Below are 15709 nucleotides of genomic sequence, written 5' to 3' on the forward strand. Positions count from 1 at the left end.
GGCCCTGGACTCTGGGCTCTGGGCTCCGGGCCCTGGGCCCGGGCTGCGGGCAATGGACTCTGGGCTGCGGGCTCCGGGATGCGGGCTGCGGGCTCCGGGCTCCGGGCTCCGGGCTCCGGGCTCCGGGCTCCGGGCTCCGGGCTACTCTGACCTCTCGTCCGTCGCAACCGACGACCGTTGGAGCCCCCTCATGCCCGTACGCCGTGTCGTGCCCAACATCCGTTCGAACGCCGCTCCGGAGAGCGCGGAGTTCTACGGCGTCCTCGGTCTGGAGGAGGTCATGGATCACGGCTGGATCCGGACGCTGGCCTCCGCCGAGAACCCCGCCGTCCAGCTCAGTCTCATGACCGAGGACCTGACCGCCCCCGTGGTCCCGGACCTGAGCATCGAGGTCGAGGACGTCGACGCGGCCTACGCGGCGATGCGGGGGCGCGGCGCGGAGATCGTGCATCCGCTGACCGACGAGGAGTGGGGCGTACGGCGGTTCTTCGTCCGGGATCCGAACGGCCGGGTGGTCAACGTGCTGGGCCATCGCTGAACGACGCCTTCTGGACGCCCTCCTGACCATCCGTGAGACTGGAGCGGATCCGAGCCCCGGCCGTCCAGGAGGGTGACATGGACGAGGAGATCCCGCGCGTCGAACTCACCCCGCGGGCCGCGGAGCTGCTGCGCCGCCTGCGCACCGAGCACGGCCCGCTGATGTTCCACCAGTCCGGCGGCTGCTGCGACGGCAGCGCCCCCATGTGCTACCCCGACGGCGAGTTCCGCACCGGCGGCTCGGACGTGCTGCTGGCGGAACTGGCCGTGGACGGTGTGCCGGAGCCCGTCACGTTCTGGATGTCGCGGAGCCAGTACCAGGCGTGGAGCCACACCCGGCTGATCGTGGACGTCGTGCCGGGCCGGGGCAGCGGCTTCTCGCTGGAGGCACCCGAGGGGGTGCGTTTTCTCACCCGTTCTCGCGTCGTAGACGCCTAGTCGGCCTGTCGGACCCCTGAGTCTGGTGCACTGCCCCCGTGCGAAGGGACAGTTGACGAGACATCAGGGGAGACGGTGACCAGACGCAGCAGGCGTTCGGCAGCGGGCAGAGCGGTTCTCACGGTTGCCACGGCGTTCGGTGTGCTGTCCGGTGCGACCCTGGCGGGTGCGGCACCGGCGGGCGCCGCACCGGTGGGCAAGCGGATCGCGCCGGGCGTCACCTACCGGCAGTTCGACATCGACGCGGCGGCGGGGACGGCCCACGCCCACCTGCTCACGGTGGACCTGGCCGATCCGCACGTCCGCGTCGACCTGCTCCACCCCGGCGCGGTGGCGGCCCGGGCGACCGTGTCCCGGCTGGCGGACTCGGCCGGGGCGCTCGCCGGGGTGAACGGTGACTTCTTCGACATCAGCGAGACGCAGCACCCGGGTGTGGAGGTCACCGGTGCGGCCGTCGGACCGGCCATGGCGGCCGGGCAGGTGCTCAAGGCCGCGGTGCCCAAGGGCCAGCGGTTCGGCCCGGCACTGCCCCCGGGCACGGACACCCTGGACGTGTTCGGCGTGGGCACCGACCGGCGGGCCCGGCTGGACCGCCTCTCCCTCGACGGGTCGGTCGGCGCGCCGGACGGACGGCTGCCCCTCAAGGGCCTCAACCAGTACGCGCTCCCGGTGAACTCCGTCGGCGCCTTCACCGCGCGCTGGGGCACCGCCTCCCGGGTGCGTGCCGTCTGCGGCACGGACACCCAGCGGTCGGCGCCGTGCAGCGACGACACGTACGAGGTGAAGGTGCGCGGCGGCCGGGTGGTGTCCGTCTCCGACGCCCCGGGCAGCGGCACCATTCCGGCCGACACCACGGTCCTGGTGGGCCGCGAGGACGGTGCGCGGCAGCTGCGCGAGCTGTCCGTCGGCGACCCGGTGGACGTCACGCACACCCTGGTGGCGGCCACGTCCAAGGTGCCGTACACGTTCGCGATCGGCGGCTTCCCGGTACTGCGCGGCGGCATCCCGCCGGCCGGCCTGGACGACGTCACCTCGGCCGTGCGCACGGTCGTGGGCACCAAGGACGACGGGCGGAAACTGCTGCTGCTGGCGCTGGACGGCGCCGCGGACTACCGCACCGGCCTGACCGTGGCGGAGGAGGCGGACGCCATGCGGTCGCTGGGTGCCTCCGACGCCTTCAACCTCGACGGCGGCGGCTCCACGGAGATGGTCACCCGGGACACGGGCGACACCGCCGTGACCGTACACAACCACCCCAGCGGCGGCGCAGAGCGCCCCGTGCCCAACGGCATCGGCGTCTTCCCGGCCGGATGAGCCGGGCGAGCAGGACGAGCCGGATGAGCCGGGCGAGCCGGATGCACCGGGCGCGCAGGGCGGGCCGGACGAGCCCGGTACGTGCCGGGTGCGTCAGGGCCGCAGGCTGCTCACCAGGTCGGCGGTCGCGTTGAGCCCGCTCTGGATGGTGGGCGCCATGCTCGTGCAGGCCAGATAGAAGCCGAGCATCGTGCACACCAGGGCATGGGAGATCTTCAGCGAGCAGTTGCGAACGAAGATCACGGCAAGGATCAGAAGCAGCAGCACCACAGAGATGGAAATGGCCATCGGGAACCTCCTCCGCCACGCCCCATGTGCGGCGTTCGGCCGCAAGTGTGGCGTAGCGGAGGGTTCGTCCGGGCGACTGACATGTCCTCCGATCGTGTGGTCTTACGCGGAGGGGTGGGCGTCCAGGAAGGCCTCCAGGCCTGCGAGGTCGTCGGTGTTGAGGTAGTCGACCCCGGCGGCGAGCAGCTCCGACCACAGCGCGTCCCGGGCCGGGCCCGCGCTGTCGGGGGTGGCCCAGAAGCGGACCTGCTGCCCGCGCGCGTGGGCGGCGCCGGTGATGCTCCGCAGCTTTCGCCGCTCGGCGTCCGGGAACGCCCCGTGGCCCGTCCAGCTGAAGTTCTGCGTCCAGTTGTCGCTGATCAGCGGGATGAAGGAGGCCGGCGCCGAGGTGCCGAGGTCGCCGAGCCGGCCGTCGTAGAAGGCGCGGCGCTCGGACTGGGCCTCCATCGGGACACGGGCCGCACGGTCGCCGGAGACGACCGCGGTGACCGGGCCGGGGTGGACGCGGCCGTGCGCGTACCGGGTGAAGAGGTGCGGGTGGCGGCGCAGGTGGCGGTCGAGTTCGAGGTAGGTCGAGGAGCCCTCGGTCTTGATGTCGACGAGCAGTTGCAGCGGCCTGCGCCACCCGCGGTAGACCGAGCCGTGGTGAGCCTTGACGCGGGCGGCGAGCGGTTCGAGGTAGAGGGATTCGAGGGTGCGGGACGGGTCGAGCTCGGAGGCGTCGTGACCGATGAGGAGCTGGTCGCCGACGAGGAAGATGTCGGCTTCGACGCTGCCGAAGCGGTGGCCGAGGGCGTCGAACAGGGGCCGCTGATGGTCGTAGTCGTTGTGGGCGTGGGCGCGCCACAGCGGGCTCGGGTGGCGCTGCCGTTCCCCGGCCGACGCCTGCTGCGCGGACAGGGTGAACGTGCCCGCGAGGGCGGCGCCGAGGGTGGTGAGGGCTCTGCGACGGGTGGTGAGGGCCATGCGCTGCCTCCCTGGGAGTGCCGGGTGGGACCGGGGAGAGTATGCGTGCACCCGGCACTCAAGAGGCCCTCTCGTACCGGGAGTTGGCATACCGTTCACCTCGCCTGCGCACCCGCGCGAAAAAGCCCGCCCCGGCGCGGGGCGGGCTTCGTCGTGATGCGTCAGGGGGCCTGGAGATCGGCCAGTGCGGCCAGCGCCGAGCGGTGCGCGCCGGCCGTGCCGTAGGCGATCGAGTCCGCCTTGGCCCGCTTCAGATACAGGTGTGCCGGGTGTTCCCAGGTCATGCCGATGCCGCCGTGCAGTTGCAGCGCCTCCTCGGCCGCGTGGACGGCGACGGGGGCGGCGTATGCCTGGGCGACGGCCACCGTGATGTCGGCGTCCTCGCCGAAGGCCAGCGCGTCCGCGGCGGCGCGGGCGGCGGCCCGGAGGCTGACGATCTCCAGCCACAGCTGGGCGAGCCGGTGCTTGAGCGCCTGGAAGCCGCCGACCGGCCGGTTGAACTGCTTGCGCTCCTTCAGGTACCGCACCGTCTCCGTCAGCGCCCAGTCGGCGACGCCGAGTTGCTCCGAGGCGAGCAGACCGGCGGCGGCGCGCAGGGCACGCCGTACGGCCGGTGCCGCGTCACCGACGCGGCGGCCGGCCGCGCCGGCGAGGGTGACGGTGGCGAGCGGGCGGGTGAGGTCCAGGGAGACCTGCGGGGTGACCGTCACGGCGTCGGCGGTGACCGCGTACAGGCCGCCGTCGTCGGCCGGGACGAGCAGCACGTCCGCGACGGCCGCGTCCGCGATGCCGGTCAGCTCCCCGTGCAGGACGCCGTTGTCGGCACGTACGGTCGCGAACGGGGCCTGCGGGGCCGAGTGCAGCCCGACCGCGAGGGCACCGATGGTCCGCCCGGCGGCCAGCCGGCCGAGCAGCTCCTCGTCGCCGCAGGCGAGCAGGGCCTCGGTGGCCACGACGGCGCTGGTGAGGTACGGCACGGGAGCGACCGCCCGCCCCAGCTCCTCCAGCACGACGGCGGCTTCGCGCGCGGACGCGCCCTGGCCGCCCTGTGCCTCGGGCACCAGCAGACCGGCCAGGCCCATCTCGGCGAGCAGCTTCCACAGCGCGCGGTCGTGCGGGGTGCCGGACTCGGTACGGGAGATCACGTCGGCCGGAGCGCAGTGGTCCGTGAGCAGGTCGCGGACGGCGGAGCGCAGTGCCTCTTCCTCCTCGGAGTACAGCAGATCCGTCATCGGGCCAGGTCCTTCCAGGCGACGTCCTTGTCGGTGCGCGGCTCTGCGGGCAGGCCCAGGACGCGCTCGGCGACGATGTTCAGCAGGACCTCGCTGGTCCCGCCCTCGATGCTGTTGCCCTTGGAGCGCAGATAGCGGTAGCCGGCGTCACGGCCCGTGAAGTCCACCAGCTCCGGGCGCCTCATCGTCCAGTCGTCGTACAGGAGGCCCTCCTCGCCCCGGAGTTCCACCTCCAGGCCGCTGATCTCCTGGTTGAGGCGGGCGAAGGCGAGCTTCATGCCGGCGCCCTCGGGGCCGGGCTGGCCGACGGCGAGCTGCTGGCGCAGGCGTTCGCCGGTGAACCGGGCGACCTCGGCCTCGACCCACAGCCGGAGCAGGCGCTGGTGCAGGTCGTGGGTGCGCAGCTCCGGACGCTCGCGCCAGGCCCTGGAGACCGGGCCGATCATGCCGCCCTCGCGGGGCAGCCGCATGCCGCCGATGGCGACGCGTTCGTTGTTGAGCGTGGTCTGCGCGACCCGCCAGCCGTCGCCGATCTCGCCGAGGCGGTGGGCGTCGGGGATGCGCACGCCGGTGAGGAAGACCTCGTTGAACTCGGCCTCGCCGGTGATCTGGCGCAGCGGCCGGACCTCGACGCCCGGGTCGGTCATGTCGCAGACGAAGTAGGTGATGCCCGCGTGCTTGGGCACGGCCGGGTCGGTGCGGGCGATGAGGATGGCCCAGCGGGCGATGTGGGCGCTGGAGGTCCACACCTTCTGCCCGTCGACGACCCAGTCCTCGCCCTCCCGTACGGCCCGGGTGCCGAGCGCGGCCAGGTCGGAGCCGGCGCCGGGCTCGCTGAACAGCTGGCACCAGACCTCCTCGCCCGTCCACAGGGGCCGCAGGAAGCGCCGTTTCTGTTCCTCGGTGCCGTACTTGAGGATCGTCGGCGCGGCCATGCCGAGGCCGATGCCGATGCGCCGGGGGTCGTTGTCGGGGGCGCCGGCCGCCTCCAGTTCGGCGTCCACGACGGCCTGGAGGGCGCGCGGGGCGCCCAGTCCGCCGAGCCCCTGCGGGTAGTGCACCCAGGCGAGGCCGGCGTCGAAGCGGGCCCGGAGGAAGTCCAGGCGGCCGGTGCTCCCGGGGGGATGCGCGGCCAGCAACTCGCGGGTGCGGCCGAGCAGTTCCGCGGCGTCGGTCATGCGGACTCCTCCATCACCACGGCGATCCGGCCGGTGGACCGGCCGTCCGCCACCCGCTGCACGGCCGCGGCGGCCCCGCTCAGCGGCACCCGCTCGCTCACCAGCGGCTTGACGGCGCCCCTGGCGGCCAGCTCGGTGAGCTGCTCGTGGCAGTGCTGGACGAGCTTCGGGTTCTTGGTGTTGTACAGGCCCCAGTGCAGGCCGACGATCGAGTAGTTCTTCACCAGGGCGTGGTTCAGGGCGGGGCTCGGGATGCTGCCGCTGGCGAAGCCGACGACGACGATCCGGCCCTCGAAGGCGACCAGCTTGGCGGACTGCGCGTAGGCCTCGCCGCCGACGGGGTCGTAGATCACGTCGGCGCCCCGGCCGCCGGTGGCCTCCTTCACGGCGGCGACGACGTCCTCGCGGCGCCGGTCGACGACCACGTCACAGCCCATCTCCCGGGCGACGGCGGCCTTGTCGGCGCCGCCCACGACGCCGATCACGGTGGCGCCGGCCGCCTTGCCGAGTTGTACGGCGGCGGTGCCCACGCCGCCGGCGGCGGCGTGCACGAGCAGGGTCTCCCCCGCCTCGAGGTGGGCGCGGCGGTGCAGACCGAACCAGCCGGTCTGGTAGCCGATGTGCAGCGCTGCGGCCTCGGCGTCGTCCAGCGACTCGGGCGCGGGGAGCAGGGCGCGGGCGTCGGCGAGGACGTACTCGGCGAAACCGCCGTACGGCAGTGCGGGGTTGGCGATCACCCGGCGGCCGTCCTCGGTCTCGCCGCAGATCTCCACGCCGGGCGTGAAGGGCAGTGGCGGGCGCACCTGGTACTGACCCCGGCACAGCAGCGCGTCCGGGAAGTTGACGTTGGCGGCGCGCACCCGGAGCAGCACCTGGCCTTCACCGGGCGTGGGGCGCTCCACCTCCGCGAGGCGCATCACCGCGCTCGGCTCGCCGTTCTCGTGCACTTGCCATGCCTGCATGCGGGGCCTCCACGGGGCTGTGCCTTGATGGGTCGCCTCAGGCGCGCCTCGGCCGGTCCCGGGAACGCGACCGTGCTCGGCCTTCGGGCTCGGCGCGCTCTCGCTCCCGGCACCGGTGCGCCCCTGTGGCTCAGGGGGTCGTCTGACCGGGTCCAAGGGCATACTAAGCGGTCGCTTGTAGATCAGGGAACAGTCCCCCGGTGTCACTTCCGCGACGTCGGCCGGGCCCGCACGTGCATCCGCTCCCCCTGCGGCCCGAACAGGCTGAGGAACTCCACCGGGCCCTCCCCCGTCGACCCGAACCAGTGCGGCACCCGGGTGTCGAACTCGGCGGCCTCCCCCGTCGACAGCACCACGTCGTGCTCGCCGAGGACCAGGCGCAGCCGGCCCGACAGGACGTAGAGCCACTCGTAGCCCTCGTGGGTCCGCGGCTCGGGCCGCTGCCTGCGCTGGGGTTCGAGCACCTTGTAGGCCTGGAGACCGCCGGGCTGGCGGGTCAGCGGCCAGTGGGTGCGCCCGCCCCGGACGATCGGCTCGGACCGCACCCGCGGGTCGCCCACCGGCGGCGCGCCGACCAGCTCGTCCAGCGGCACCTGGTGGGCCTGGGCGATCGGCAGCAGCAGTTCGAGGCTGGGTCTGCGCAGGCCGGACTCGAGCCGGGAGAGCGTGCTCACGGAAATGCCGGTGGCCTCGGAGAGCGCGGCCAGGGTCACCTCCCGCTCCTTGCGGATGCGGCGCAGCCGGGGTCCCACGTCCGCCAGTACGTCGTCTGTACTCATGGTCACTATTGCAGGAACGGCAAACGTGTTTGTCAATCCCGCAGCCCTCGGGCGACCGTCGCCCCCATGACCGACAACAACAGGTACGAAGTCGTCGTGGTCGGCGGCGGAGCCGCCGGCCTGTCCGCCGCGCTGGTACTGGGCCGGGCCCGGCGCCGCACCCTGGTCGTCGACGCGGGCGAGCCGCGCAACGCGCCGGCCGCGCACATGCAGGGGTATCTGTCCCGGGACGGCATGTCCCCGGCAAAGTTCCTGGCCGTGGGGCGCGAGGAGATCGCCCGGTACGGAGTGGAGCTGGTCCGGGACCGGGTGGTGGACGCGGCCCGGGACACGGACTTCACCGTGGTCCTCGCCGGCGGCCGGACCGTGCGGGCCCGGCAGCTGGTGATCGCCACCGGTCTGCGGGACGAGCTGCCGCCGGTCCCGGGGCTCGCCGAGCGGTTCGGCCGGGACGTGGTCCACTGCCCGTACTGCCACGGCTGGGAGGTGCGCGACCTGCCGACCGGCGTCCTCGCCGGCACCGCGCTCAGCGTGCACCAGGCGCTGATGGTCACCCAGTGGTCCAAGGACGTCCGGCTCTTCCTGAACGAGGTGGGCGAGTCGGAGCTGACGGAGGAGGACCGGCGCCGGCTGCGCGCCGCCGGGGTCGTGGTCGTACCCGGGGCGGTGGCGGAGCTGGTGGTCGCCGACGACCGGCTCACCGGGGTCCGGCTGGCCGACGGCACGGTGCACGACCGCGAGGTGCTGTACGCCGCCCCGCGCGCCGTCCCGAACAACGACCTGCTCGTCAGGCTGGGCGCGGAGCTGCGGGAGACACCGTTCGGCAGCTACCCGGTGATCGACGAACGGGGCCTGACGAGCGTGCCCGGGCTGTGGGCGGCGGGCAACGCGAGCGGCTTCGCCGAACAGGTGATCAACGCGGCCAGCCGCGGCTACCGCGCCGGTTCGGCGATCAACGCGGACCTGCTCTTCACCGCCCTCGACAAAAACGCCCCCTAGGCCCGGTCCCCCCGGACCACAAGGAACCGCGCGCCCAGCCACCCCCACCCGCACAACACAACGAACCGCACCACCCACACACACAGGGGCGCGGGGAACTGCGCGACCGGCCACCCCCCACCCGCACAACACAACCAACCGCACCACCCACACACACAGGGGCGCGGGGAACTGCGCGACCGGCCACCCCCCACCCGCACCCGCACCCGCACCCCGCACCCCGCACCCCACACATCCAACGACGCACCCAACGACGCATCCAACGACGCCCCCGCCCAGGACGACGCACCCGCGGCCGGAGATCGGCGCATCCGGCGGAGCCCTGAGGCACCATGGCTGCATGCTGCTGACCCGGCTCGCCCAGGTGTCCCGGGAGGTCGCCGCGACCGCGGCGCGGTCCCGCAAGACCGCGCTGCTCGCGGAGCTGTTCCGGGAAGCCGGGGCGGATGACGTGCCGATCGTCATCCCCTACCTGGCCGGGCGGCTGCCGCAGGGCCGGCTCGGGGTCGGCTGGAAGGTGCTCGGGCGCCCGGTGGAACCCGCCGCCGAGCCCGGCCTCACCGTCCACGAGGTCGACGCCCGGCTCACCGAGCTGGGCACGGTGTCGGGGCCCGGCTCCCAGGCGGAGCGGACCCGGATCGTCGGCGAGCTGATGGGCGCGGCCACCGAGGAGGAGCAGCGCTTCCTGCTCGGCCTGCTCACCGGTGAGGTCCGCCAGGGCGCCCTGGACGCGGTCGCGGTGGAGGGCCTCGCCCAGGCGACGGACGCGGACCCGGCGGACGTACGCCGGGCCGTGATGCTCGCGGGGTCGCTGCAGACGGTGGCCGAGGCCCTGCTCGGCGAGGGGCCCGCGGCGCTGGAGCGGTTCCGGCTCACCGTGGGCCGCCCGGTGCTGCCGATGCTGGCGCACAGCGCGTCCTCGGTCGCCGAGGCGGTCCGGAAGCTGGGCGCCTGCGCGGTGGAGGAGAAGCTGGACGGCATCCGGGTCCAGGTGCACCGCGAGGGCGACACCGTCCGGGTGCACACCCGCACCCTGGACGACATCACCGACCGGCTGCCCGAAGTGACCGCCGCCGCACTGGAGTTGCGTGGCGAGCGGTTCATCCTGGACGGGGAGGTGATCTCCTTCGACACCGCGGGCCGGCCGAGGTCCTTCCAGGAGACGGCGGGCCGGGTCGGGTCGCGCACCGACGTGGCGAGGGCGGCCGAGGGCACCCCGGTCTCCCCCGTCTTCTTCGACGCCCTCTCGGTCGACGGCCGTGACCTGCTCGACCTGCCGTTCGCCGAGCGGCACGCGGAGCTGGCCCGGCTGGTGCCCGAGCCGATGCGGGTGCGGCGCACGGTGACCGCGGGACCGCAGGACATCCCGGAGGCGGAGCGGTTCCTCGCCGACACCCTGGCCCGCGGCCACGAGGGCGTGGTGGTCAAGGCGCTCGACGCGGCCTACAGCGCGGGCCGGCGCGGCGCCGCCTGGCTCAAGGTCAAGCCCGTCCACACCCTCGACCTGGTGGTGCTGGCCGCCGAGTGGGGCCACGGCCGGCGCACCGGCAAGCTGTCCAACCTGCACCTCGGCGCCCGCAACCCGGACGGCACCTTCGCCATGCTCGGCAAGACCTTCAAGGGCATGACGGACGCGTTGCTCGCCTGGCAGACCGGCAGACTCCAGGAGCTGGCGGTCGAGGAGCACGGCTGGGGGGTGCGGGTCCGTCCCGAACTGGTCGTCGAGATCGCCTACGACGGGCTCCAGCGCTCCTCCCGCTACCCGGCCGGCGTCACCCTCCGCTTCGCCCGCGTCCTCCGCTACCGCGAGGACAAGCGCCCCGAGGAGGCCGATACCGTGGAGGCTCTGCTGGCGGCTCATCCGGAGGTCAGGCCGTGACGGTGCGGACGACGAAGCGCAGCGCGGGACTGCTGTTGTTCCGGCACACCGATGAGGGGCTGGAGGTATTGCTCGGCCATATGGGCGGCCCCTTCTTCGCGAAGAAGGACTCGGGGGCCTGGACCGTGCCGAAGGGCGAGTACGACCCGGAGGAGCCCGCCTGGGAGGCGGCCCGCCGGGAGTTCCGGGAGGAGCTGGGGCTGGCGCCGCCCGACGGGGAGGCCGTACCGCTCGGCGAGGTCGTGCAGGCCAACGGCAAGATCGTCACGGCCTGGGCGGTGGAGGGCGACCTCGACCCGGACCAGATCGAACCGGGCACCTTCACCATGGAGTGGCCGCCGCGGTCCGGCCGGACGCAGGAGTTCCCGGAGCTGGACCGGGTGGCGTGGTTCGGCCTGGACCGGGCCCGGGCGGTGATCATCGCGGCGCAGGCCGCGTTTCTCGACCGGCTGGCGGAGCACTCGGGCTGACCAGGGTCCTGTCGCGTTGCGACTTGCCGGGCCGCGCGCGAAGGTCGAGACAAGCCCGCTCCCAGGGAGGTCAGCCATGCCCATCGCGACGGTGAACCCGGCGAACGGCGAGACGCTCAAGACGTACGAGCCCATGGGCGAGGAGGAGCTGGAACGCCGGCTCCAGCTCGCCGAGGCCACCTTTCGCACGTACCGGACGACCTCGTTCGCCGACCGCGCCCAGCTGCTGAACAAGGCCGCCGACCTGCTGGACGATGACCAGCAGGAGATCGGCCGGGTCATGACCACCGAGATGGGCAAGCCGGTCAAACAGGCCCGCGCGGAGGCCGCCAAGTGCGCCAAGGCGATGCGCTGGTACGCGCGGAACGCCGAGCGGCTGCTGGCCGACGAGGAGCCCGCCGAGTCGGACGTACGGGATTCCGGCGCCTCCCGGGTGCGGGTGCGGTACCGCCCGCTCGGCCCGGTGCTCGCCGTGATGCCGTGGAACTTCCCCCTCTGGCAGGTCGTGCGGTTCGCCGCGCCCGCCCTCATGGCCGGCAACGTCGGCCTGCTCAAGCACGCCTCCAACGTCCCCCAGACCGCCCTCTACCTGGAGGACCTGTTCCACCGGGCGGGCTTGCCGGAGGGCTGCTTCCAGACGCTGCTGATCGGCTCCGGCGCGGTGGACGAGATCCTGCGCGACGAACGCGTGAAGGCGGCCACCCTGACCGGCAGCGAGCCCGCGGGCCGGGCGGTCGCCTCGGCCTCCGGAGAGATGATCAAGAAGACGGTACTGGAGCTGGGCGGCAGCGACCCCTATGTCGTCATGCCCTCCGCCGACCTGGACCGCGCGGCCGAGGTCGCGGTGACCGCCCGGGTGCAGAACAACGGTCAGTCCTGCATCGCCGCCAAGCGGTTCATCGTGCACACCGACGTCTACGACGCCTTCGCCGAGAAGTTCGTCGCGGGCATGGAGGCCCTCCGGCTCGGCGACCCGCTGGCGGAGGACACCGACGTCGGGCCGCTCGCCAGCGAGCAGGGCAGGAAGGACCTCGAGGAGCTGGTCGACGACGCCAGGCGGAGCGGCGCCCGGGTGCTGTGCGGCGGGCAGCGGCCGGACGGGCCGGGCTGGTACTACCCGCCGACCGTCCTCGCCGGCATCACCCGGGAGATGCGCATCCACCGCGAGGAGGCGTTCGGTCCGGTCGCCACGCTGTACCGGGCGGACGACCTGGACGAGGCGGTGCTGATCGCCAACGACTCGCTGTTCGGGCTGAGTTCGAACGTGTGGACGCGGGACGAGAAAGAGGTGGAACGGTTCGCGCGGGACCTGGAGGCCGGTTCCGTGTTCGTGAACGGGATGACCGCCTCCCATCCGGCGTTCCCGTTCGGCGGGGTGAAGCGGTCGGGGTACGGGCGTGAGCTGTCCGGGCACGGAATCCGGGAGTTCTGCAACATCACCACGGTTTGGCAGGGGGCGTGACCACTGCGCGGCTACCATCCCGTTTTGTGAACCGCGAAGTGACCCTGCCTCTGATCGTCGACGACCGCGGCGCCTTGCAGGTCGCGGCGGCCGACGTGAGTAAATTGCTGCGGACCGTCGGTGCGCGGTGGCTGCACCTCGTCGAGGCCGGGGAGCAGGGGCTGGACGAGGACACGGTCGCCGCTCTGACCATCGAGCTGGCGAAGCTGGCGGACCGCATCGACGTGGCGTGCATCGCACACAGCAGCGGGGCGCCGTAGCCCACGGCCCAGGGAGCCGTAGACCACGGCCCGGGAAGCCGTAGGCCCCGGCCCGGCAAGCCGCGGGCCACGCCCCGGGAAGCCGCAGACCCGCCCCGGGAAGCCGGGTCCAGGCGCAATGGCTTTCACCGGCCGAGGAGTTGGCCGTGAGGGCCGCTACGGCGTCCGGCGGGGAGGCCTTGAGGGACAGCCGGGCCGCGTACACCGGACAGGCCCGGCGGCCCGGACGGCGTACGCAGGACAGGCCCGGTGGCCCGGCCGCAGGCGGTACGCAGGACAGGCCCGGCGGCCCGGCCGCGGGGCGTACGCCGCGGACCGCTCCCGGCGTGATGCCGCACGCCCGGGCGAACGCGGTCCGGCGGCCCTCCGCCGGCTCCTCCCCCGCCGTCGGTGAGGCGAAGAAGGCGGCCGCGGGCCCGGGGCCGGGGCGGGCGTCCGGACGGCGTTCCCCAGCAGATCTTCGGCCATAACGGCGGACGTGGCGTTTTCCCTCGTCCGGCGGCAGAAATGGCGGTTCGGGCCCGACCCGGCGTCCCCGGTTCGGAGTAATCCAACGCGAGATCGTCGCCCTCCCGGGTGACGGTGGTTGCAGCACCCACAGAGGTGAACCCGCCTTCTGTGGGCGGAGGTCTTCCGGAACACGGAAAGCAGGGACGGTTCATGGCGACTTTGTGCAGGCCCACGGTGTCGGTCCCGGAGTACGTGATCACCATGGAGGAGACGCTGGAGCTGGCGCGCTCCCACCACGCGGACCACCCCCAACTGCCACTGGCCCTCAGGCTGATCGAGAACACCGGGGTCAGGACGAGACACATCGTCCAGCCCATCGAGGAAACCCTCAAGCACCCGGGCTTCGAGGAGCGCAACAAGCTCTACGAGGCCGAGGCCAAGGCCCGCGTCCCCGCCGTGATCCAGCGCGCGCTGGACGACGCCGAGCTGCTCACGAGCGACATCGACGTGATCATCTACGTGTCGTGCACGGGCTTCATGATGCCCTCGCTCACGGCGTGGCTGATCAACGAGATGGACTTCGAGAGCACCACCCGCCAGATGCCCATCGCCCAGCTGGGCTGCGCGGCCGGCGGTGCGGCGATCAACCGGGCGCACGACTTCTGCACGGCCTACCCGAACGCCAACGCCCTGATCGTGGCCTGCGAGTTCTGCTCGCTGTGCTACCAGCCGACCGACCTCGGCGTCGGCTCGCTGCTCTCCAACGGCCTGTTCGGCGACGGCATCGCCGCCGCCGTGGTGCGCGGACGCGGCGGCACGGGCGTCAGCCTGGAGCGCAACGGCTCCTACCTGATCCCGAAGACGGAGGACTGGATCGCGTACGACGTCCGGGCGACGGGCTTCCACTTCCTGCTGGACAAGCGGGTGCCCACGACCATGGAGCCACTCGCCCCGGCGCTGAAGGACCTGGCCGGCTTGCACGGCTGGGACGCGTCCGACCTGGACTTCTACATCATCCACGCGGGCGGCCCCCGAATACTCGACGACCTCAGCAAGTTCCTCCAGGTCGACCCGGAGGCGTTCCGGTTCAGCCGGGCCACGCTGACCGAGTACGGCAACATCGCCAGCGCCGTCGTCCTGGACGCGCTGCGCCGGCTGTTCGACGAGGGCGGCGCCCCGGAGCGGGCCCGCGGACTGCTCGCCGGGTTCGGCCCCGGCATCACCGCCGAGATGACGGTGGGCCGCTGGGTGGACTCGGACGGAGCCGCCGGATGACCGAGCGGACGACGCTGAGCGAGGTGCGGCCCCCGGTGCGGCACTGGCCGGCGGTCGACCTGCCCGGGTCCGAGTTCGACCCCGTGCTGGCGGAGCTGATGGCCGAGGGCCCGGTCACCCGCATCCAGCTGCCCAACGGCGAGGGCTGGGCGTGGCTGGTCACCCGGTACGACGATGTGCGCAGGGTGGCCAACGATCCCCGCTTCGGCCGTGAGGCGGTCATGGACAAGCAGGTCACCCGACTGGCCCCGCACTTCATCCCGGACCGGGGCGCGGTCGGGTTCCTCGATCCGCCCGACCACACCCGGCTGCGCCGCTCGGTGGCCCCCGCGTTCACCTCGAAGGGGGTGGAGCGGGTACGGGAGAAGGCGCGCGCCACGCTGGACGAGCTGGTCGACGACCTCCTCAGGGGCGGCCCGCCCGCGGATCTCACCAGTGCGGTGCTCGGCCCGTTCCCGATCGCGGTGATCTGCGAGCTGATGGGCGTCCCGGCCGGCGACCGGCACAGCATGCACCTGTGGACCCAGCTGATCCTGTCCTCCTCGCACGGCAAGGAGGTCAGCGAGCGGGCCAAGCGGGAGATGGCCGCGTACTTCTCCGATCTGATCGGGCTGCGCGAGAGCAGCAACGGCGAGGACGTCACCTCGCTGCTCGGCGCCGCGGTGGGCCGCAGCGAGGTCACGCTGGAGCAGGCCGTCGGCCTGGCCGTCCTCCTCCAGATCGGCGGCGAGGCGGTCACGGCCAACAGCGGGCAGCTGTTCTACCTGCTGCTGACCCGCCCGGGCCTGGCGGAGCGGCTGCGCGCGGAGCCGGAGATCCGGCCCCGGGCGATCGACGAACTCCTGCGCTACATCCCGCACCGCAACGCGGTCGGGCTGTCCCGTGTCGCCCTGGAGGACGTCGACATCGCGGGGATCCGCATCCGCGCGGGCGAGCCGGTCTACGTCTCCTACCTGGCCGCCAACCGCGACCCGGACGTCTTCCCCGACCCGGAGACGATCGACTTCTCCCGCAGCCCGACCCCGCACCTGGCGTTCGGCTTCGGCCCGCACTACTGCCCCGGCGGCATGCTGGCCCGGCTGGAGGAGGAACTCCTCACGGACGCCCTGCTCGACCGGGTGCCGGGTCTGCGACTGGCCGTACCTCCGGATCAGGTCTTCTTCAGGAAGGGCGCCTTGATCCGGGGCCCCGAAGCCCTTCCCGTGACCTGGTGAGGGGCC

Annotated in this window: 16 protein-coding genes; 10 read left to right on the forward strand and 6 right to left on the reverse strand. The window is 73.0% G+C overall.

Annotated features, from left to right (window positions below; genetic code table 11):
* Positions 1 to 190: 190 nt before the first annotated feature.
* The 3 genes from JK361_RS31425 to JK361_RS31435 all read left to right on the forward strand — a co-directional run bounded on the left by JK361_RS31425 (position 191) and on the right by JK361_RS31435 (position 2289).
* Positions 191 to 538: a VOC family protein gene (locus tag JK361_RS31425; RefSeq protein ID WP_201824760.1), complete on the forward strand. Its 348-nt coding sequence runs from the start codon at positions 191 to 193 to the stop codon at positions 536 to 538.
* 77 nt (positions 539 to 615) lie between these two features.
* A complete protein-coding gene (locus JK361_RS31430; protein ID WP_201824762.1) occupies positions 616 to 975 on the forward strand; it encodes a DUF779 domain-containing protein in 360 nt (119 codons plus the stop codon).
* A gap of 75 nt (positions 976 to 1050) precedes the next feature.
* Complete coding sequence (locus tag JK361_RS31435; RefSeq protein ID WP_201824764.1) at positions 1051 to 2289, forward strand: phosphodiester glycosidase family protein; 1239 nt, start codon at positions 1051 to 1053, stop codon at positions 2287 to 2289.
* Between the two features lie 93 nt (positions 2290 to 2382).
* Here the strand turns inward: JK361_RS31435 and JK361_RS31440 are convergent, their stop codons facing one another.
* The 6 genes from JK361_RS31440 to JK361_RS31465 all read right to left on the reverse strand — a co-directional run bounded on the left by JK361_RS31440 (position 2383) and on the right by JK361_RS31465 (position 7694).
* Positions 2383 to 2577 carry a hypothetical protein gene (locus JK361_RS31440; protein ID WP_201824766.1) on the reverse strand — a complete coding sequence of 65 codons (195 nt, stop codon included), beginning with the start codon at positions 2575 to 2577 and terminating at the stop codon, positions 2383 to 2385.
* A 102-nt stretch (positions 2578 to 2679) separates the two neighbouring features.
* Positions 2680 to 3543, reverse strand: coding sequence for a phosphatidylinositol-specific phospholipase C/glycerophosphodiester phosphodiesterase family protein (locus JK361_RS31445; protein WP_201824767.1), 864 nt, complete (start codon positions 3541 to 3543; stop codon positions 2680 to 2682).
* Between the two features lie 161 nt (positions 3544 to 3704).
* Entirely contained in the window at positions 3705 to 4775 is a 1071-nt protein-coding gene (locus tag JK361_RS31450; protein ID WP_201824769.1) for an acyl-CoA dehydrogenase family protein, read from the reverse strand.
* Positions 4772 to 5953, reverse strand: coding sequence for an acyl-CoA dehydrogenase family protein (locus JK361_RS31455; RefSeq protein WP_201824777.1), 1182 nt, complete (start codon positions 5951 to 5953; stop codon positions 4772 to 4774). The genes JK361_RS31450 and JK361_RS31455 overlap by 4 nt, the downstream gene beginning before the upstream one ends.
* Positions 5950 to 6915, reverse strand: coding sequence for an NADPH:quinone oxidoreductase family protein (locus JK361_RS31460; protein ID WP_201824779.1), 966 nt, complete (start codon positions 6913 to 6915; stop codon positions 5950 to 5952). The genes JK361_RS31455 and JK361_RS31460 overlap by 4 nt, the downstream gene beginning before the upstream one ends.
* Before the next feature lie 203 nt (positions 6916 to 7118).
* Positions 7119 to 7694 carry a helix-turn-helix domain-containing protein gene (locus JK361_RS31465; protein ID WP_201824782.1) on the reverse strand — a complete coding sequence of 192 codons (576 nt, stop codon included), beginning with the start codon at positions 7692 to 7694 and terminating at the stop codon, positions 7119 to 7121.
* A gap of 66 nt (positions 7695 to 7760) precedes the next feature.
* Between JK361_RS31465 and JK361_RS31470 the strand changes: the two genes are divergently transcribed.
* From JK361_RS31470 to JK361_RS31500, 7 genes are all read left to right on the forward strand, one after another.
* A complete protein-coding gene (locus tag JK361_RS31470; RefSeq protein WP_201824784.1) occupies positions 7761 to 8693 on the forward strand; it encodes an NAD(P)/FAD-dependent oxidoreductase in 933 nt (310 codons plus the stop codon).
* Between the two features lie 340 nt (positions 8694 to 9033).
* Entirely contained in the window at positions 9034 to 10572 is a 1539-nt protein-coding gene (locus JK361_RS31475) for an ATP-dependent DNA ligase (RefSeq protein WP_201824785.1), read from the forward strand.
* Positions 10569 to 11042, forward strand: coding sequence for an NUDIX hydrolase (locus JK361_RS31480; RefSeq protein ID WP_201824787.1), 474 nt, complete (start codon positions 10569 to 10571; stop codon positions 11040 to 11042). The genes JK361_RS31475 and JK361_RS31480 overlap by 4 nt, the downstream gene beginning before the upstream one ends.
* 76 nt (positions 11043 to 11118) lie before the next feature.
* Positions 11119 to 12504 carry an NADP-dependent succinic semialdehyde dehydrogenase gene (locus tag JK361_RS31485; RefSeq protein ID WP_201824794.1) on the forward strand — a complete coding sequence of 462 codons (1386 nt, stop codon included), beginning with the start codon at positions 11119 to 11121 and terminating at the stop codon, positions 12502 to 12504.
* A 26-nt stretch (positions 12505 to 12530) separates the two neighbouring features.
* Entirely contained in the window at positions 12531 to 12764 is a 234-nt protein-coding gene (locus tag JK361_RS31490) for a DUF6213 family protein (RefSeq protein WP_184962473.1), read from the forward strand.
* Between the two features lie 660 nt (positions 12765 to 13424).
* Positions 13425 to 14489 carry a type III polyketide synthase gene (locus JK361_RS31495; protein WP_201824796.1) on the forward strand — a complete coding sequence of 355 codons (1065 nt, stop codon included), beginning with the start codon at positions 13425 to 13427 and terminating at the stop codon, positions 14487 to 14489.
* Positions 14486 to 15703, forward strand: coding sequence for a cytochrome P450 (locus JK361_RS31500; protein WP_201824797.1), 1218 nt, complete (start codon positions 14486 to 14488; stop codon positions 15701 to 15703). Before JK361_RS31495 ends, JK361_RS31500 begins: the two co-directional genes overlap by 4 nt.
* Positions 15704 to 15709 lie beyond the last annotated feature (6 nt).

The organism is Streptomyces musisoli (assembly GCF_016741855.1).
In the GTDB taxonomy this organism is placed as follows: Bacteria; Actinomycetota; Actinomycetes; order Streptomycetales; family Streptomycetaceae; genus Streptomyces; species Streptomyces musisoli.